The following is an 18,861-nucleotide window of genomic DNA, read 5'->3' on the forward strand; positions in this document are numbered from 1 at the left end:
GCCTTGCCGCCGGAGGATCTTCGCCGGCAGCCTCTAGTCTGCCGCGGCATCTGCTCCGGCACGGGCGATGAGCCGCTGCGCCTGTTTCAGATGCGGCGCATCCACCATCCGGCCGTCGACCTGCAGCGCACCGGCGTCGGGCGCCGCGGCGAAGGCGGCAGTGATGCGGCGGGCCGCGGCGATCTGCGTTTCGGTCGGGGTGAAGGCGGCGTTGATCGCGGCGACCTGCGCCGGGTGGATCGCCATCATCCCGGTGAAGCCGTCGCGCGCCGCGCGGGCGGCATAAGCGGCAAGCCCGTCGAGGTCGCGGAACGCGGGATAGACGGTGTCGATCGCCGCCACCCCCGCGGCATGAGCAGCGAACAGGGTCAGGGATCGCGCCATCTCATAGGGCGGCGTGTAGCGGCCGTCGTCCTCGCGGCTGGTCGTCGCGCCGATCGCCGCAGGCAGGTCTTCCGCCCCCCAGGTGAGGCCGGCGAGCGGGACCTCTGCCTGCGCGTAACTCCCGAGCGCGAAGATCGCCGCGGGGGTTTCGGTGGCGATCGGCAGCACCGGTGCGGCGATCCCGACCGCGGCCAGCCGTTGCGCAAGCTCGGTCAGGCTCGCGGCGCCCTCCGCCTTGGGCAGGACGATCGCATCGGGGGCGAGGCCGCGCAGGGCGGCGAGATCGTCGGCGACGAAGCCGCCATCGAGCGGGTTGATCCGGACGAACAGCCGTACCGATCCGCGCGGCTCGCGCAGCCGCGCCGCCACCGCCGCGCGCGCCGCGGGCTTGGCCGCCGCCGCCACCGCATCTTCGAGGTCGAGGATCAGCGCGTCAGCGCCGCTCGCCTCGGCCTTGGCGAACCGCTCCGGCCGGTCGCCCGGCACGAACAGCAGCGAGCGCAGCCTCATGCCGCCGACCGTTTGAGCAGGGCGGTGCGCAGGCATTCGCAGACGATCTCATCGCGCTGGTTGCGCATCCGGTGCGCGAAGGTGACGATCCCGGCATCGGGCCGCGAGCGGCTGTCCTTGAGCGCCACCACCTCGGTCTCGGCGCGTAGCGTGTCGCCGAGGAAGACCGGCTTCGGCATCACCAGTCTGTCATAGCCGAGATTGGCGACGAGCGTGCCGAGCGTCGTGTCGCCGACCGACAGGCCGATCATCAGCGCGAAGGTGAAGGTGCCGTTGACGAGGATCTGGCCGAACTCGCTCGCCCGCGCCGCCTCGGCATCGATGTGCAGCGGCTGCGGATTGTGCGTCATCGTCGAGAAGAGCAGATTGTCCGTCTCGGTGACGGTGCGGCGGATGTCATGGGCGATCCGGTCGCCGACCTGCCAGGCGTCGTAGGCGCGTCCTGCCATCATTCCTCTCCCGTCGCGACGCGGGCGAGCAGGGTGCCTTCGGGCACCTGCGCGCCCTCGGCGACCTTGAGTTCGGCGACGCGGCCGTCGAACGGCGCGACCAGTGCCTGCTCCATCTTCATCGCCTCGAGCACCAGCAGCCGTTCACCGCGCGTCACCGCCTGACCGGGGGCGACGAGCACCGCGATCACCCGGCCCGGCATCGGCGAGAGGATCGCGCCGTCGCCCTCGCTGCCGCCGGCGAGCATATCGGCGCGGGGCGGGCCGAACGGCCATGCCTCGCCGTCGAGGAACAGCACGCCGTCCTGATTGTGGCCCGCGGCGCGCGGCTGCGCGACGAGATGCGTGCTGCCCGCCACCGCGACCGCGACCGATGTCACCGGCGTCCGGTTGACCCGGAAGCCGCGCAGCCCGACCCACGGATCGCGTCCCTCGGGCAGCAGCGCCGCCGCCGCTGCGGCGAGCACGGCGGGCGAGGGGTCGGCAGCGGGGATCAGATCGTCGCCATGGCGTTCGATGAAGCCGGTATCGACCGCGCCGGCGACGAAGGCGGGATGCGCCGCCGCGCGGGCGAGGAAGGCGGCGTTGGTCTTCACCGGCCATACCTGCGTATCCCGTGCCGCCGCGGCAAGCTTCGCCGCCGCCTCGCGCCGGGTGGTGCCGTGGACGATCAGCTTGGCGATCATCGGGTCGTAATAAGGCGTCACCGCGCCGCCCTGCTCGACGCCGCTGTCGACCCGCACCCCGGCCGGAAAATGCAGCCGGTTGAGCGGACCGGTCGACGGCAGGAAGCCGCTCGCCGGATTTTCGGCATAGAGCCGCGCCTCCATCGCCCAGCCGTGGATGGCGAGATCCTCCTGCCGGCGCGGCAGCGGCTCGCCCGCGGCGACGCGCAACTGCCATTCGACCAGATCCTGTCCGGTGATCGCTTCGGTGACGGGATGCTCGACCTGCAGCCGGGTGTTCATCTCCATGAACCAGATGCGATCGGCGCGCAGCCCGTCGGAGCCGTCGGCGATGAACTCGATCGTCCCCGCGCCGACATAGTCGACCGCGCGCGCCGCCTTGACCGCGGCGTCGCACACCGCGGCGCGCGTCGCGGCGTCCATACCGGGGGCAGGGGCCTCCTCGATCACCTTCTGGTGGCGGCGCTGGAGCGAGCAATCACGCTCGAACAGATGGACGACCTGGCCGTGGCGGTCGCCGAACACCTGCACCTCGATATGGCGCGGCGACAGGATGTATTTCTCGATTAGCACCTGCGTGTTGCCGAACGAGGCGGCGGCCTCGCGCTGGCAACTGGCGAGCAGCTCGGCGAACTCCTCGCGCGCATCGACCTTGCGCATGCCCTTGCCGCCGCCGCCGGCGACCGCCTTGATGAGCACGGGATAGCCGATCGCATCGGCCTCCGCCTGCAGCCGGGCGGGGGATTGATCGTCGCCGAGATAACCGGGGGTGACCGGTACACCCGCGGCGATCATCCGCTGCTTGGCGGCGTCCTTGAGGCCCATCGCGCGGATGCTCGCCGGCGGCGCGCCGACCCAGATCAGCCCGGCGGCGATCACCGCCTCGGCGAACTCGGCGTTCTCCGACAGGAAGCCGTAGCCGGGGTGGATTGCGCTTGCGCCCGTGTCGCGCGCCGCGGCGAGGATGCGGTCCTGGCGCAGATAGCTGTCGGCGGCGGGCGCGGTGCCGATGCACACCGCCGCGTCGGCCTCACGGACGAAGGGCATGGCGGCGTCGACATCGGAATGGACCGCGATGGTGCGGACGCCGAGCGCCCGCGCGGTGCGGATGATGCGGCGGGCGATCTCGCCGCGATTGGCGATGAGCAGGCTGTCGATCATGGCCATCACATCCGGAACACGCCGAACGACGGCGACTGGGGGATCGGCGCGTTGAGCGCCGCGGAGAAAGCGAGGCCGAGCACCTCGCGCGTCTGCACCGGATCGATGATGCCATCGTCCCACAGCCGCGCGGTCGCGTAATAGGGATTGCCCTCGTCTTCGTATTTCTGGCGGATCGGCGCCTTGAACGCCTCGGCCTGTTCGGGCGTCCAGCCGTCGGCGTCGCGGTGGACGGTGGCGAGCACGCTCGCCGCCTGTTCGCCGCCCATCACCGAGATGCGCGCATTGGGCCAGCTGAACAGGAAGCGCGGCGAATAGGCGCGGCCGCACATGCCGTAATTGCCCGCGCCGAAGCTGCCGCCGATCAACAACGTGATCTTCGGCACCGAGGCGGTGGCGACCGCGGTGACGAGCTTGGCGCCGTTCTTGGCGATCCCCTCCGCCTCATATCGGCCGCCGACCATGAAGCCCGAGATATTCTGGAGAAACAGCAGCGGGACTCGGCGCTGGCAGGCGAGCTCGATGAAATGCGCGCCCTTGAGCGCGCTCTCCGAGAAGAGCACGCCGTTATTGGCGAGGATCGCCACCGGCATGCCCCAGATGCGCGCGAAGCCGCAGACGAGCGTGGTGCCGTACAGTGGCTTGAATTCGTGGAAGTCGGAGCCGTCGACGATCCGCCCGATCACCTCATGCACGTCATAGGGCGCGCGCACGTCCTGCGGCACGAGTCCGTAGAGGTCCTGCGCGTCGAGCAGCGGCGGGCGGGGATCGGTGACTTCGATGTCGACCGCCTTGGGCCGGTTGAGCGTCGCGACGATGTCCCGGACGATCAGCAGCGCGTGTTCGTCGTTCTCCGCGACGTGATCGACCACGCCCGACTTGCGCGCATGCGTCTCGGCGCCGCCCAGTTCCTCCGCCGAGATCACCTCGCCGGTCGCGGCCTTGACCAGCGGCGGGCCGGCGAGGAAGATCGTGCCCTGGTTGCGGACGATCACCGTCTCGTCCGACATGGCGGGAACATAGGCGCCGCCGGCGGTGCAGCTGCCCATCACGCAGGCGATCTGCGCGATCCCCTCCGCCGACATCTGCGCCTGGTTGAAGAAGATGCGGCCGAAATGATCGCGGTCGGGAAAGACTTCCGCCTGATGCGGCAGATTGGCGCCGCCCGAATCGACCAGATAGATGCACGGCAAGCGGTTCTCGCGCGCGATCTCCTGCGCGCGCAGGTGCTTCTTGACCGTCATCGGAAAATAGGCGCCGCCCTTCACCGTCGGATCGTTGGCGATGATCAGGCATTCGCGGCCCGAGACGCGGCCGATGCCGGCGATCATCCCGGCGCCGGGCGCGGCATCGTCGTACATGCCGTTCGCCGCCAGCGCGCCGATCTCGAGGAACGGCGAGCCGGGATCGAGCAGCCGCTCGACGCGATCGCGCGGCAGCAGCTTGCCGCGCGCGACATGGCGGGCGCGATGCTGCTCCGATCCGCCGAGCGCGCTCGCCGCGATCCGGTCGCGCAGCGTGTCGGCGAGTGCGCGATTGTGCGCGGCGTTGGCGGTGAACTCGGCCGAGGTCGCGTCGATCGCGGTACGCAGGGTCGTCATTGCGCGCGCGGCGCGTCATGACCGATCAGCTCGCGGCCGATCAGCATGCGGCGGACCTCGTTGGTGCCGGCGCCGATGTCGAGCAACTTGGCGTCGCGCCAATAGCGTTCGACCGGCCAGTCCTTGGTATAGCCCGCGCCGCCCAGCGCCTGGATCGCCTCGCCGGCCACCTTCACCGCGCTTTCCGAGGCGAGCAGGATGCAGCCCGCCGCGTCGAAGCGCGTCGTCTGCCCCGCGTCGCACGCCTTGGCGACGGCATAGACATAGGCGCGCGCCGCGTTGAGCGCGACATACATGTCGGCGACCTTGGCCTGCATCAGCTGGAACTCGCCGATCGGCCGGCCGAACTGCCGGCGTTCGCGGACATAGGGCAATACGACGTCGAGGCACGCCTGCATGATGCCGAGCTGGATGCCCGATAGCACGACGCGCTCGTAATCGAGTCCCGACATCAGCACCTTCACGCCGCCATTGAGCGGCCCCATCACCTGCGCGTCGGGCACGAAACAATCGTCGAACACCAGTTCGGCGGTGGGCGAGCCGCGCATGCCGACCTTGTCGATCTTCTGCCCGATGGAAAAGCCGGCGAAGTCCTTCTCGATCAGGAAGGCGGTGATGCCCTTCGACCCGCCGTCGGGGATCGTCTTGGCGTAGACGACCAGCGTATCCGCATAAGCGGCGTTGGTGATCCAGAATTTGGTGCCGTTGAGCCGCCAGCCGCCATCGACCTTGTCGGCGCGCAGCTTCATCGACACGACGTCCGATCCCGCGCCCGCCTCCGACATGGCGAGGCTGCCGACATGGTCGCCGGAGATGAGCTTGGGCAGATACTTCGCCTTCTGCTCGGCATTGCCCCAGCGGCGGATCTGGTTGACGCAGAGATTGGAATGCGCGCCGTAACTGAGCCCGATCGCGGCGGAAACGCGGCTGATCTCCTCGCAGGCGACGAGATGTTCGAGATAGCCGAGGCCGAGCCCGCCGTCCGCTTCCTCGACGGTGATGCCGTGCAGGCCGAGCGCACCCATCTCGGGCCACAGTTCGCGTGCGAAGCGATCCTCGGCATCGACCGCGGCAGCGATCGGCGCGATCCGGTCGAGCGCGAAGCGGCGCGTCGTCTCACGAATCGTATCGGCCATCTCGCCCAGGGCGAAATCCAGCTCAGCCATCCTGCTCTCCAACATGTTTTGCTGGTCTTTTAGGCATTCGGACCGAGGATGGAAATTTCAAAGTCAGCGGCGGCAAGGCGCGCTATCACGCCTGCCGCCGCCGCCTCTCGCAACATTCCGCGTCAGCGGGACTAGTACATCGGCCCGCCGCCGGTCACCGGCACCACCGCGCCGGTCATGTAGCTTCCCTCCGCCGAGGCGAGCAGGACATAGGCGGGGGCGAGTTCGCCGGGCTGGCCGGCGCGGCCGAGCGGGGTCGACTGGCCGAGCGTCTTCAATTCGTCGGTCGGTTTGGCGATCGGCTGGATCGGCGTCCACACCGGCCCCGGTGCGACCGCGTTGACGCGGATGCCCTTGGGTGCGAGCAGGTTCGACAGGCCGATTGTCAGGCTGGCGATCGCTCCCTTGGTGGTGGCATAGACGATCATATTCTCGGTCGCGACCTTGGCCTGGATGCTCGTCGTGTTGACGATCGCCGATCCCGGCTTGAGGTGTGGCGCGGCGGCCTTGGCGAGGCGGATCATCGCGAAGACGTTGGCGGCGAAGGCGCCCTCCATCTCTGCATCGTCGATACTGGCGAGATCCTCGTTCATCGTCTGCGCGGCGGCGTTGTTGACGAGGATGTCGAGCTTGCCGAGCTCGCCGACGGTGCGCTCGACCAGCGCGTTGCATTGCGCGACGCTGCGGATGTCGCCGGGCAGCAGCAGGCAGCGCCTGCCCGCCTTCTCGACCCACGATTTGGTGTCCTCGGCATCGACCTGCTCGTCGGCGAGGTAGGAGATGGCGACGTCGGCGCCTTCACGCGCATAAGCGATCGCCACCGCCTTGCCGATGCCGGAGTCGCCGCCGGTGATCAGCGCGACGCGGCCGTCGAGCAGGCCCTTGCCGCGATAGCTGTCCTCGCCATGATCGGGGCGGGTGCGCATCTTGTCTTCGAGGCCGGGGCGCGGCTGTTCGGGTTCGTTCGGGAATTCGGTCGGCGCGCTGGTGCGGGGATCGTCGGTCATGGCATGTCCTGTCCGAAAGGGGGCGTGACAGGAACGACGCAGGCGGCGGATCGCTCCGCCGCATGATCACGCCTGCCAGCCGCCGCCGAGCGCGAGGAACAGCTGCACCTGATCGCCGGCGAGCCGGCTTTCCGCCGCGGCGAGCGTCTGGTCGGCGCCGATCGCGGTGCGCTGCGCGTCGAGCACCGGCAGGAAGCCGGTCCGCCCCGCGCGGAACAGCGTCTCGGCATCGCGTGCCGCTTTGCCCGCCTGACGGCTGGCATCGCGCAGGGCGGCGACGCGGTCGAGGTCGCGGGCGTAGACGGTGAGGCCGCTTTCCGTCTCGCGCAGCGCGGTGAGCACCGCGCCGTCGAAACGTGCGTAAGCGGCGTCGCTGTCGGCCTGCGCCGCGGCGATCCGCGCGCGCACCCGCGTGCGGTTGGGGAATTGCCAGCTGATCAGCGGCCCCAGCGAGAATTTGTAGGTGTCGCTGCCGAAGGCGTTCTCGGCGAGGCCGACGGAGCCGATCGACGCGCCGAGCGCGATGCGCGGATAGAGGTCGGCGGTGGCGACGCCGATCCGGGCGGTGGCGGCACGCAGCTCCCATTCGGCGCGGCGCACGTCAGGGCGGCGGCGGAGCAAGGCGGCACCGTCGCCGATCGGGATCGGCCGGTCGAGATGCGGCTCGCCGGTGCAGGCGGCGACGTCGCGGTCGAACTCGGCGGGCGGGCGGCCGGTCAGCGTCGCGAGCCGGTAGAGCGCGAGGCGCTGCGTCGCCTGCAAGCCGGGCAGCGTCGCGCGGACCTGCGCCTCCTGCGCGGTCGAACGGGTCGCGTCGAGCGAACCGCTGCGCCCGGCGCGCACCAGCCGCTGCGTCAATTGCGTCGTCCGCCGTTGCAGGTCGAGCGCGCGCTGCGCGACGGCGATCTCGCGCGCCGAGGCGCAGGCATCGAGATAGGCGCGCGTCGTATCCGCGGCGACGGTGATGCGGACGCTGTCATAGGCGGCGCGCGTCGCGGCGACATCCGCATCGGCGGCCTCGATCGCGCGGCGCACCTGCCCGGCGAGGTCGAGCTGGTAGGAAATGCCCGCGCTCGCCGCATAGACGAATGACCGCGGCAGCGCGGCGCCGGGCCGCAATTCCTCCTCGGCCGAACGCTGGCCGTAGCCGGGCGCCGCCTGCAACGCAGTCTGCACGCGGCGGCCATCCTCGGCGACGTCGAGCGAGGCCTGCGCCCGCGCGATATTGGCGGTGGCGACGCGCAGATCGGTGTTGGCGGCGAGCGCCTGTTCGACCAGCCGGTCGAGCAGCGGATCGCGGTAGAGCTGCCACCAGCGATCGGGCACCGGCGCCAGCGCGGCAAAAGCGGCCTCGTTGCCGCCGACGAACGGCGCCGCCGCGGCCGGACGGTCGATCACCGCCGCCGCAGGCCGGTGATAGTCGGGGCCGGCGGTGGAGCAGCCGGCGAGCAGTGCGGCGGTGGCGGCGGCGAGGCCGAGGCGGCGGGTCATGCCGTCGCCCCCTTGTCGTTTGGCGTCCGCGGCATCACCTCGACCGTCGCGGTGCGGCCGACGACGAGCATCGCGCCGCGCGGCAGCCGGTCGATCGCCACCCGCACCGGGATGCGCTGCGCGAGCCGCACCCAGCTGAAGGTCGGATTGACGTTGGCGAGCAGATTGGCGCCGGCGCTGCGGTCGCGATCCTCGATACCGCCGGCGATGCTCTGGACATGGCCGGTGATTGCCTGATCGTCGCCCATCAGCCGCACCCGCACCGGGTCACCGACATGGACGCGCGGCAGCTTGGTCTCTTCGAAATAGCCGATGATATGCAGCGAGCCGCGGTCGATGATCGCGAATTCCGGATGACCGGCGGTGGCATAGTCGCCGGGCCGCAGGTCGAGGTTGCTGACCGTACCGGCGACGCTCGCCCGCACCTCGGTCCGGGCGAGGTTGAGCCGCGCGGTAGCGAGCGCGATCTGCGCCTGCGACAAGGCGGTGGCGAGCTGCGCGACCTTGGCGTCGCCCTGCTCGCGCACCTCGCCGGCGACGAGGTCGCCGAGCGTGCGGTTGCGCTGCGCCTCGCGCCGTGCCTGCGCAAGCAGCACGCGCTGCGCCGCGACCGCCGTTTCCGCCTGCGCCACCGCCAGCCGGTAGCGCGGCCGGTCGACGCGGAACAGCGGCGTTCCCGCCGCGACCGGCTGGTTGTCGCGGACGAGCACCTCGGTGACGAGGCCGGAGACGTCGGGCGTGACCTGGACGATATCCGCGCGGACGCGGCCGTCGCGCGTCCACGGCTCGGTCTCGTAATGGTCCCAGAGCCGGCGGCCGGCGACGACCGCGAGCAGGACGAGGGCGAGGGTGACGCCGATCCGTGAGGTGACGCGCAACGAAGGATGGAGGGTCATAAGCTTTCTAGCCGAACGGGCTCGGGCCGAGCAGGCTGGCGGGGTCGCCGCCGGTGATCAGGCCGGCGATGCCGGCCCACAGGATGACGGTCAGCGCGACGTCGAACAGGCCGCGATGCCAGACGAAACGATAGAGGTGCGCGCGGGCGAGCGCCCAGCCGATCAGCTCGGCAGCGGCGAAGGCGAGGATCGCGGCGAGCAGCAGCGGGTGGACGAAGACCCCGGCGATATCGATGTCGCCGGTCATGCCGCCGCCCTCGCATCCTGCCAGTCGTTCGCCGCCGGAAAGACGTTGCGGCGCAGGCCGACGAGATTGACCATCGCGTCGCGCCGCTGCGCCGGATCGGCGATGGCCTGGCCCGCCGCCAGCGCCTCGTCGATCTGCGCCAGAAGCTCCGCCGACGGCGTCGCCTCGTCGCCGCGGGCAAGATCGCGGAAGTGCCGGGCGAGCGCGCTGCGCAACGGCGCCTGATCGGCGAGCGGCGCGATCTGCGCGATGCTGAGCCCGACGCGCAATTCGCGCAGCGTCGCCGCGGCGGCGTCGCGCTCCTCGTCCTCGACCTCGCCGATGCGGCTGGCGAGCAGGCCGACGCGGTCGAGCATGCGGCTGCGCCACGCGGTGACCTGCCCCGCGGCGGTGTCGACCGGGCGTTCGGCGAGCTGCGCGAGGTCGCGCCAGCCGGCGCGGCGCAGGCGGCGGATCGCGGTGCCCGCGCCGATGCTGCGCACCAGCCGCGTCGTCATCATCGCCGCGGCGATGCCGATGACCTGCGCGACATTGCCGTTGAAGAAGCTCGCCGCATCGACGGTGAAGCGATTGGTGAGCGCGAGGCCGCCGGCGAAGCCGATCAGCATCGGCACCATCCGACCGTACCAGCTCGGCAGCGCCATCACCGCCCCCATGGCGAGCAGCGGCGGCGCCATCGCCAGCGTCAGCATTGCAAAACCGTCGATCGCCGGCAGGATCGCGAAGAGATAGAGTGCGGCGAGCGGCAGCGAGGCGATCGTCCAGATCAGGAAGCCGCGCTGCGCCGGCACCGGATCGTCGAGCGTCGCGAAGAAGCAGCAGACCACCGCCGCGATCATCGCCGCCACCGCGCCCTCCGGCCAGCCGGTGGCGATCCAGAACAGGCAGCAGCCGAGTACGCAGAGCAACGTCGCGAAGGCCGACAGCGCCGCGAGACCATAATCGCGGTGCAGCGGGCGGGTGACGCTCGCCACGGACACCGGCGGGCGGCTGCCCGGCTGCGCCACCGCGGCGGCGAGCGCACGGGTCTCGCCCAGTGCCAGCACCAGCTCCTCGAGCCGGGCGAGCAGGTTGAGCGCGAGCAGGTCGCGCCAGTTCGTGGTGTCCGCCGCCGTGCGGGCGGCGTGCAATTCGGCGAGCACGGGTTCGGCGGGGAGGGCAGGGTCGCTCACCCAGTCACGCATCGACGCGACCGCCGCGGCGACCTCCATGGGCGTCTGCTCGCGCAACTGGCGCCAGCGGTCCTCGATTGCCGAGACGAGCGGGATCAGCAGCACGAGCCGGTCCTGCATCGCGGTCAGCACCGCGCGGGTCGGGCGCAGCCGGGCGGTATCGAACGGAATGTGCGTCGCGGTGACGTGAAGGTCGGTGATATCGCCGGCGAGCTTGCGCCGCGCGCGGGCGGTGCCGGATGCGGGGACGGGGGCGAGCACGTCGCCGATCCACTGCTCCGCTTCACCAAGCACGACGCGGACGCGCGCGCCGAACACTTGGCCGACGCTGCGTGGCCAGACGACGGCATGGATGATCGCGGCGCTGAGCACGCCGATGCCGATCTCCTGCACGCGCAGGATCGCGGTGTCGAAGATCATCTCCGGATGCGTCACCGACGGGAAGCCGATCAGCGCGGCCGTATAGCCCGCGAGCATGAAGACGTAGGAGCGCGGCGTGCGATCGAGCAGCGAGACGAACTGGCACAGCGCGACCCAGCCGGCGAGCGCCAGCGACAGCAGCAGCGGCGCGTCGACCAGCGCCGGCACCAGCAGCACCGCGACGCTGCCGCCGACGATCGTGCCGATCAGCCGGAACACCGCCTTCGACCGCACCGCGCCACTGAGGGGCTGGCTGGTGATATAGACGGTCGCCATCGCCCAGAACGGCCGCTCCAGCCCGAGCGAGAAGGAGACGAATAGCGCCAGCATCGCCGCGGCGAAGCAATTGGCGGAGAACACCGTCTCGCGCAGGCCGATCCGCATCGTCGTTGCTCAGCCCTGCGCGTCGAGACGCGCCATCGTCGCGTGCAGCCGGTCGAGCACGCGCGTCGCGATGACGAGCTCCTCCGCCTCGATACAGGCGAGCAGCGTCTGGCGGATCTCGGCGGTGCGTTCCTCGACCTGCGCGGCGAGCGTCGTCCCGGCCGGGGTGAGGTGGAGCAGCCGCGCGCGCTTGTCGGTGCTGTCGACGCGCCGCTCGACGAAGCCGCTGCGTTCGAGCTGGTCGATCAGCGGCACCACCGACGGCGCCTCGACCCCGAGCTGGTCGGCGAGCGCGCCCTGGCGCAGGCCTTCCCTGGCGCGGCCGATCAGCATCACCGCCAGCGCCGGCGTATGCGACAGCGACAGGCCGGCGAGCCCGTTGTCGAGCGCCCGTCGGTAGCGCCGGCCGAGCGGGACGAGGTGGGCGGAGAAAGCGCGCATCTGGGCAGGGGTGGGGGAGGTCACGGCTGCTAGATAGTTAGGTAACTAATCATCTGCAACCGAAAACCGTCGGCGTCGCGCGGCTTTCACAATCGCGCGGCATGGCGGTGAGACTTTGGAGGAGCCCGCCATGATTCTCGACCGCCGCCTGCTGATCAAGACCGCGATGATCGGACTGGGCGCGACCGCCTTGCCGGGCGGCGCGTTCGCCGTGCAGGCGATGGGCGCGGCGCGCGGCTTCACCCATGCGGTGGCGAGCGGCGAGCCCGCCGCCGATTCGATGCTGCTGTGGACGCGCTACGTCCCCGCCGACGGCGGCGCGGTCGAATTGCGCGTCGAGGTCGCCGAGACGCCGGATTTCGCGCGCGTCGTCGCCGGCGGCGCGCAGATCACCGGACCGTGGCGCGATCATACCGCCAAGATCACCGTCGACGGCTTGCAGCCCGGCCGCCGCTATCATTACCGCTTCGTCGCCCCCGACGGCAGCCGCTCGCCGGTCGGCCGGACCGCGACCCTGCCCGAAGACGGCATGACGCCGTGGCGCGCGGCGATCTTCTCCTGCTCGAATATCGGCTTCGGCTGGTTCAATGCTTATGCGCATGCGGTCGCCCAGGGCGATTTCGACTGCGCCATCCACCTCGGCGACTATTTCTACGAATATGCGCCGGCGCATTATCCGCTGCCCGCCGACGCGGTGCCCGGCCGCACGCCAGCGCCGCTCGCCGAGACGATCCACCTCGCCGATTACCGGCTGCGCTACGGCAGCTATCGCGCCGATCCCGATCTCCAGGCGCTGCACGCGGCGATGCCGATGATCGTCCAGTGGGACGATCACGAGAGCGCCAACGACAGCTGGGAGGGCGGCGCCGAGAACCACGATCCCGCCACCGAAGGCGATTGGAACGCCCGCCGTGCCGCCTCGATCCAGGCCTATCGCGAATGGATGCCGGTGTCCGACGAGCCGTGGCGGGCCTATGATATCGGCGGCCTCGCGACGCTGTTCCGCACCGAGACGCGGCTGCTCGCGCGCACGCGCCAGCCTGATATCGCGCCGCTGTTCCGCGCCGCCGATCCGGCAACGGCGCTCAAGGCGTTCCGCGACGGCGCATGGCAGGACCCGGCTGCGACGATGATGGGCAGCCAGCAGGAGGTGTGGCTCGCGCATGCGATGCGCGCCTCGGTGCGCAGCGGCCGGCCGTGGCAGATCGTCGGCTTCGGCACGATCATGGGCGCGACGGTGATGCCGGCGGAGACGGAGCGATGGCTCGCCGACATGACGCCGGCGGCGCAGGGCTATGTCCACGCCGGCGTCGTCGCGGGGCAGCTCGGCCTGCCGTTCAATTACGACAATTGGGGCGGCTATCCCGCCGCCCGCGCGCGCTTCCTCAGGTCGGTGCAGCAGCTTGGCGGCAATACCGTGGTGATCTCCGGCGACAGCCACAACGCCTGGGCCTATGATCTCGCGCAGGACGGCCGCCCCGCCGCGGTCGAGTTCGCCGGGCATAGCGTCACCTCGCCGGGGTTCGAGAGCAGCCTCAAGACCGATCCGGCGCGCGTCGCCGCCGCGCTGGTCCGCGTCAACCCGGAGCTGAAATGGTGCGACACGTCGCGGCGCGGCTATATGGCGATGACGGTCGCCGCCGATCGCGTCACCAACGACTGGATCATGGTCGACGGGATCAAGACGCGCACGCCGCGTGCCGCGCCCGGCCACCGCGCCACGGTGTTGCGCGATCGCCACGTCATGGCGTGAAACGCCGGTTTGCCGCAACACTTTGGCGTTCGACTTGGTAGCGCAATCAATCCTACCGGGAAACGTCACATAGCGTCCGTAACGGCCCCGATCACGCCGCGGTGATGCGGCGGATTTGGGGATCATTATGTCACGGATGTTCAACGCGGTGCATCGGCGCCGCGGCGCTTTGCTGCTGGCCGTTTCGCTGGCCACGCTCGGTCAGGCTTCGGCTGCGGCGGCACAGGCGGCTGCCGCAGCTGAACCGGCCGCCGCGACCCCTGCGCCGCAGGAGGACGATGCCAACGGCGTCGTCGTCGTCACCGCGACGCGGACGACGCGATCGGCGGTGACGCTCGACGGCGCCGAGATCCAGAAGGTGCTGCCCGGCGTCAATCCGGTGAAGGCGATCCAGACGCTGCCCGGCGTCCAGTTCGAAACCGCCGATCCGTGGGGGAATAACGAGCAGAACATCTCGCTGATCGTCCACGGCTTCAACCAGAACCAGCTCGGCTTCACGCTCGACGGGGTGCCGCTCGGCGACCAGTCCTACGGCAATTACAACGGCCTCTCGCCGCAGCGTGCGGTGATCAGCGAGGATGTCGGCTCGGTCCGGCTGACCTCGGGCGCCGCCGACCTCGCCACCGCCTCGGCGAGCAATCTCGGCGGCGGGCTGGAGACCTATACCAGCGCCCCTGCCGCCCGCGCCGGCGTCCGCTTCGCGCAGACGCTCGGCAGCTATGACGCGCAGCGAACCTATCTGCGCATCGACAGCGGCGCGGCGGAGGCGCTCGGCGGCACCAACAGCGGCTATCTGTCGATCGTCCGCCAGAAGGCGCGCGCCTGGGAATTTCGCGCCAACCAGGGCGGCTGGCAGGGCAATGCCAAATTCGTCCACAAGGGCGAGCATGGCACGCTGACCGGCTATGCGGCGCTGTCCGACAAGGCGGAGCCCAATCAGGATTCGGTCGCGCACAATGCCGGCGGGATCGAGCCCTATTTCCGCACCGTCCTCTATCCGGACTGGCAGGCCGCGCTCGCCTATGTCGATGCCAACGGCAAGCCGCCGGCCAACAACCCCAATAACTACAGCAATTATTACGGCGATGCGCAGCGCACCGATTATCTGTTCTACGTCAAATACGATTATCGCTTCAGCGACGCGGTGACCTTCTCCAATCAGGTCTATGGTCATCATGACGAAGGGCAGGGGCAGATCGTCGGGCCAGTGTCGGCGGCGGGGCTGCCGGGGCTGTTCGCCGTCTATTTCCCCGGCCAGAACCTGAAGTCGGTGTTCGGCGGTTCGGGTTATGCGCTGCGCACCACCGAATATGGCATCGACCGCCGGGGCTGGCTCTCGTCGCTGGCGATCACCGCGGGCGACCACGAGATCGGCCTCGGCGGCTGGTATGAGCATAACCGCAACACAATCTTCCGCCGCTGGTATGCGGTGCCGGTCGATGCCGCGCCGCCGTCGCCCTATGAATGGGCCGATCCCGCGCTGCGCAAGCTGACGCAATATGCCAGCGTCGTCAGCTATGACGTGGTGCAGCTGCATCTGCAGGACCGCTGGCACGTCACCCCCAATCTTGCGGTCGAGGCCGGATTTAAGTCGAGCCTGCAATTCTCCGACGGCCGCGTCCCGACCCAGCCGCTGCCCAACGCGATGCCGCTGCCCGGCGGCGCGTCGACCCGCTACCCGGAAGGCAAGCTCAACACGCGCAAATGGTTCCTGCCGGCGATCGGCGCGGTGTGGGACGTGACCGCCGACGATCAGGTGTTCGGCCATATCCAGCAGAACGTCCGCCAGTTCCAGGCGTCGATCGCCGCCGGCCTGTCGCCCTATAACGTCGGCAGCCAGGACCTGTTTGAAGCGATCAAGGCCAATACCCAGCCGGAGAGCGCCTGGACCTATGAGGCCGGCGTCCGCACCCGGCGGCGGGTTCAGGCCGGCCCGCTCACCGCGATCGAGGCGCAGGTCAGCGCCTATCACGTCGATTTCAGCAACCGCCTGTTGCAGATCAGCTCGACGCAGGTGATCGGATCGGTGCTCGGCGGTGCGAGCATCCTCCAGAACGTCGGCGCGGTGCGCACCAACGGCATCGACGCGGCGGCGACGCTGCGCTTCGGGCCGGCGGTGTCGCTGTACAATGCGCTGTCCTACAACCGGTCGCGCTATGCCGATGATTATACCAGCGGCAGCAGCATCATCCGCACCGCGGGCAAGGACGTGCCGAACGTCGCGGGCTGGCTCAACAAGACGGTGCTGACACTCGCCGACGGGCCGTTCGAGACGCAAGTGATCGGCGATTACGTCGGTCGCCGCTTCGCCACCTATACCAACGACCAGTCGGTGCCGGGGCGGTTCCTGCTCAATCTCCAGGCGACCTATACGCTGCCGAAGGATCGCATCGCCGGGCTGCACAACCTGCGCTTCGCGGTCAACATCACCAACCTGACCGCGCGTCGCGGCATCTATGAGATCGGCGGGGTGGGGATCACGAAGACCTACAACACCTACGCGCAGCCGCCGCGGATGGCGTTCTTCACGCTCTCCGGCGGCTTCTGACCGGGCGGCGGGGCGGGGGCTGCGGCCTCCGCCTCACGACCGGCGGAGGCGACCGCGGAACAGGCCGCGGTGCGCGACCGCCTCGAACATCTCACCCGGCCCCTCGGGGTCGAGTACCTCATTGTCGGCGAGCCATTCCTCCAGCCCGTCGAGGTCGGGCACGCTATAGGGCCGCAGCGAGCGGCCGGGACCGCGCAATCGCTCGATCGTCTCGATCAGCGAGCCGGTCTGTTCGAGCAACTGGTCGACGCGTTCGGCGGGCACGTCGAGATGCTCGGCGATCAGGTCGCTGCGCACCGCGAGGATCTTGGCTTCGAGCCCGGCATCGGGATGGCGCGCCGCGTCGAGGATCACGTCGCATTCGGTATCGAGGCGCAACGAGCGGTTGTTGATGTTGGCGGAGCCGACGCGCAACTGCTGGTCGTCGATAATGGTGATCTTGGCGTGGCAGTATATCGCGGTGCCGCCGCGCGTGAAGGGATGGTAGAGGCGCAGCCGCCCGTGGGTGTCGCGCCGCCGCAGCGTCTCGACCAGCCGCGCGCGCGCGGTGTCCATCGCCAGCGGTTCGAGCCAGCCTTGCGCGGTGAGCGGGTTGACGATGACGATCTCCGGCCCGTCCACTTCGTCGAGCCGCGCGGCGATCGCCTCGGCGATGCGACGCGAGGCGAAATACTGGCTTTCGCAATAGATATGGCGTTTGGCCGAACGGATCTGGTCGAGGAACAGCGCCTCGACCTCGGTCACCGCGGGCGAATCGGGCATCTCGGGCTGGCTGCGCGCGATGCCGAGATCGACGTCCTCGAACATCGTGTCGAGCGACGGCGGCCAGCAGCTCCCCGCGACCTCGACCGCCGGCAGGCTCGCGCCGGTCGCGAGCTGCCAGCGCGCACGGCACAATTCGGCGAGCGCGGCGGCGGCCTTGCCGGTGATGGCGGTGGTCGCGTCATGCCACGGCTTGTAGGGCTTGCCGCCGGGCAGCTTGCGACCCGGATCGTCGTCACGATGGGCGCGCGTGTCCCAGCGTTCGGCGGTCATGTCGATGCCGCCGCAAAAGGCGAGGCAATCGTCGATCGAGACGATCTTCTGATGGTGCGACGAGGCGGTCGGGTGATGGTGATCGAGCTTGACGTGGATGCGCGGGTGGCGCGCCCATTTGAGCACGGTGAACATCGTCTTGCCGCGCAGCACCGATTTGAGCGCGCCGACATCCCAGCGCAGCAGATAGAGTTCCAGCTCGGGATTGCGCTCGACCAGCCAGTAGAGGAAGTCGCCGACCGTTTCCGGCCCTTCGGTGCTGACCGTGCTGCCGACCAGCCGGATTCGCGCGTCAAAGTCCCAGCCGACCAGCATGATCCGCCGCTTGGCTTGCAGGAAGGCCTCGCGCGCGACGCCGAAATAGCGGTCTGCGTCGACGATCACCGACAGGCGGTCGGCGTGGGCGATACGCCAGACGTTGCGGTCGCATGCGAGCAACCCGGATCGGTCGGTGCCTGAATCGCCCATAGGCCTGCGTCTGTCCTTCCTATCGGCCGTAGATGCGATCGAGCACCTCGGCGCTGCGCGCGAACCGGGCCGCGGCAGGATCGAATGCGGGCGAGGCAGCGAGCTGCTCCGCCCAAACGGCAGCCGACCGCGCACCCCAGGCATCGGGCGGCGTGGTCAGCGTGGTCGCGTGCGTACCGGCGAAATGCTGCGCCGTGAAGTCATAGAAGGAGCCATCGACGTTGCGCAGCGCCGCCCCGCCGCGGCTGCCGTAGAAGGCCGCCTCGATCACCGCGTCGCGGCCGGCGTGGAGATTCCACGAACAGGCGAGGCGAACGATGGCCGTGCCCGCGGTGAACTGCGCGACGGCATAATCCTCGACACCGCCGGGGGCGAGCGGCCTGCCGCCGGCACGCAGCTGCGCCGTCACGTCCGATACCGGCGGGAAATCGAGCGTCCACAAGGCGAGGTCGACGAGGTGGACGCCGAGGTCGATGACGCAGCCGCCGCCGGACTGCGCCGCATCGAAGAACCACGGCTTGCCTGGTCCGTAGGCGTTGTGGAAGGTGAGATCGATCGCGAAGACGTCGCCGAGCGTACCGTCGCGGACGAGGCCGGCGATCGCGCGCATCGCCTCGGTATGGCGGTAGGACAGGTCTACGCCGAGCAGCCGGTCGGCGGCGCGCGCCGCGTCGATCACCGCCTGCGCCTCAACGGCGGAACGGCCGAGCGGCTTCTGGCAGAACACCGACGTGCCGGCGGACAAAGCGGTGATCGCCTGATCGGCATGCAGCGCCGAGGGCGTCGCGATCACCACTCCGTCGAGCCCGAGCGACAGCATCGCGTCGAGTGACTCGACCACCGCGGCCTCGGTCGCGACGGCGCGGGCCTCGGCGACGCAGTCCGCGGACGGGTCGCAGATCGCCGCGACCTCGATCGCGCCCGTCTCGGCCATCGCCGCCATGCGATGGCGGCCGATCCATCCTGTCCCCAGAAATCCCACGCGTGGCTTAGTCATCACCCGTCCTTGTACGTAATTTCTCCCCGGGACGGGGCCAGCGGC

At 69.9% G+C, this 18,861-nt stretch carries 15 protein-coding genes; 2 read left to right on the forward strand and 13 right to left on the reverse strand.

Translation table 11 applies throughout. The features are described from left to right. Positions 1-33: 33 nt before the first annotated feature. The 11 genes from BW41_RS01610 to BW41_RS01660 form a co-directional block, all read right to left on the reverse strand. The gene (locus BW41_RS01610; RefSeq protein WP_037530605.1) at positions 34-894 is read right to left on the reverse strand and encodes an HpcH/HpaI aldolase/citrate lyase family protein; all 861 of its coding nucleotides are present in this window, start codon (positions 892-894) and stop codon (positions 34-36) included. Then, positions 891-1,343 (reverse strand): MaoC family dehydratase, encoded by a 453-nt coding sequence (locus tag BW41_RS01615; RefSeq protein ID WP_037530607.1) that lies wholly within the window; start codon positions 1,341-1,343, stop codon positions 891-893. The genes BW41_RS01610 and BW41_RS01615 overlap by 4 nt, the downstream gene beginning before the upstream one ends. Further along, on the reverse strand, positions 1,343-3,190 hold the full coding sequence (locus BW41_RS01620; RefSeq protein ID WP_037530898.1) for an acetyl/propionyl/methylcrotonyl-CoA carboxylase subunit alpha: 1,848 nt from the start codon (positions 3,188-3,190) through the stop codon (positions 1,343-1,345). The genes BW41_RS01615 and BW41_RS01620 overlap by 1 nt, the downstream gene beginning before the upstream one ends. Before the next feature lie 5 nt (positions 3,191-3,195). Further along, positions 3,196-4,791, reverse strand: a complete 1,596-nt coding sequence (locus BW41_RS01625) for a carboxyl transferase domain-containing protein (protein WP_037530608.1) — start codon at positions 4,789-4,791, stop codon at positions 3,196-3,198. Further along, positions 4,788-5,957, reverse strand: coding sequence for an acyl-CoA dehydrogenase family protein (locus tag BW41_RS01630; protein ID WP_037530609.1), 1,170 nt, complete (start codon positions 5,955-5,957; stop codon positions 4,788-4,790). Before BW41_RS01630 ends, BW41_RS01625 begins: the two co-directional genes overlap by 4 nt. Positions 5,958-6,088: 131 nt before the next feature. After that, a complete protein-coding gene (locus BW41_RS01635) occupies positions 6,089-6,964 on the reverse strand; it encodes an SDR family oxidoreductase (RefSeq protein WP_037530610.1) in 876 nt (291 codons plus the stop codon). Between the two features lie 66 nt (positions 6,965-7,030). After that, complete coding sequence (locus tag BW41_RS01640) at positions 7,031-8,455, reverse strand: efflux transporter outer membrane subunit (protein ID WP_037530611.1); 1,425 nt, start codon at positions 8,453-8,455, stop codon at positions 7,031-7,033. Further along, a complete protein-coding gene (locus BW41_RS01645; RefSeq protein WP_037530612.1) occupies positions 8,452-9,351 on the reverse strand; it encodes an efflux RND transporter periplasmic adaptor subunit in 900 nt (299 codons plus the stop codon). The genes BW41_RS01640 and BW41_RS01645 overlap by 4 nt, the downstream gene beginning before the upstream one ends. Positions 9,352-9,358: 7 nt before the next feature. Further along, a complete protein-coding gene (locus BW41_RS01650; RefSeq protein WP_037530614.1) occupies positions 9,359-9,598 on the reverse strand; it encodes a DUF1656 domain-containing protein in 240 nt (79 codons plus the stop codon). Then, positions 9,595-11,574 carry an FUSC family protein gene (locus BW41_RS01655; RefSeq protein WP_037530615.1) on the reverse strand — a complete coding sequence of 660 codons (1,980 nt, stop codon included), beginning with the start codon at positions 11,572-11,574 and terminating at the stop codon, positions 9,595-9,597. The genes BW41_RS01650 and BW41_RS01655 overlap by 4 nt, the downstream gene beginning before the upstream one ends. Positions 11,575-11,583: 9 nt before the next feature. Further along, complete coding sequence (locus BW41_RS01660) at positions 11,584-12,039, reverse strand: MarR family winged helix-turn-helix transcriptional regulator (RefSeq protein ID WP_037530616.1); 456 nt, start codon at positions 12,037-12,039, stop codon at positions 11,584-11,586. Between the two features lie 106 nt (positions 12,040-12,145). On the opposite strand from BW41_RS01660, the gene BW41_RS01665 reads away from it, so the two are divergent. Both BW41_RS01665 and BW41_RS01670 read left to right on the forward strand, forming a co-directional pair. Further along, the gene (locus BW41_RS01665; RefSeq protein WP_037530617.1) at positions 12,146-13,768 is read left to right on the forward strand and encodes an alkaline phosphatase D family protein; all 1,623 of its coding nucleotides are present in this window, start codon (positions 12,146-12,148) and stop codon (positions 13,766-13,768) included. Positions 13,769-13,895: 127 nt separating this feature from the next. Then, complete coding sequence (locus tag BW41_RS01670; RefSeq protein WP_037530619.1) at positions 13,896-16,316, forward strand: TonB-dependent receptor; 2,421 nt, start codon at positions 13,896-13,898, stop codon at positions 16,314-16,316. A gap of 33 nt (positions 16,317-16,349) precedes the next feature. Here BW41_RS01670 and BW41_RS01675 read toward each other — a convergent pair whose 3' ends face one another. Next, a complete protein-coding gene (locus BW41_RS01675) occupies positions 16,350-17,819 on the reverse strand; it encodes a phospholipase D-like domain-containing protein (protein WP_037530620.1) in 1,470 nt (489 codons plus the stop codon). A 19-nt stretch (positions 17,820-17,838) separates the two neighbouring features. Further along, a complete protein-coding gene (locus BW41_RS01680) occupies positions 17,839-18,816 on the reverse strand; it encodes a Gfo/Idh/MocA family protein (protein WP_037530621.1) in 978 nt (325 codons plus the stop codon). Positions 18,817-18,861: the final 45 nt, after the last annotated feature.

It is taken from the genome of Sphingomonas sp. RIT328 (genome assembly GCF_000632225.1).
GTDB classification, from domain to species: Bacteria; Pseudomonadota; Alphaproteobacteria; order Sphingomonadales; family Sphingomonadaceae; genus Sphingomonas; species Sphingomonas kyungheensis.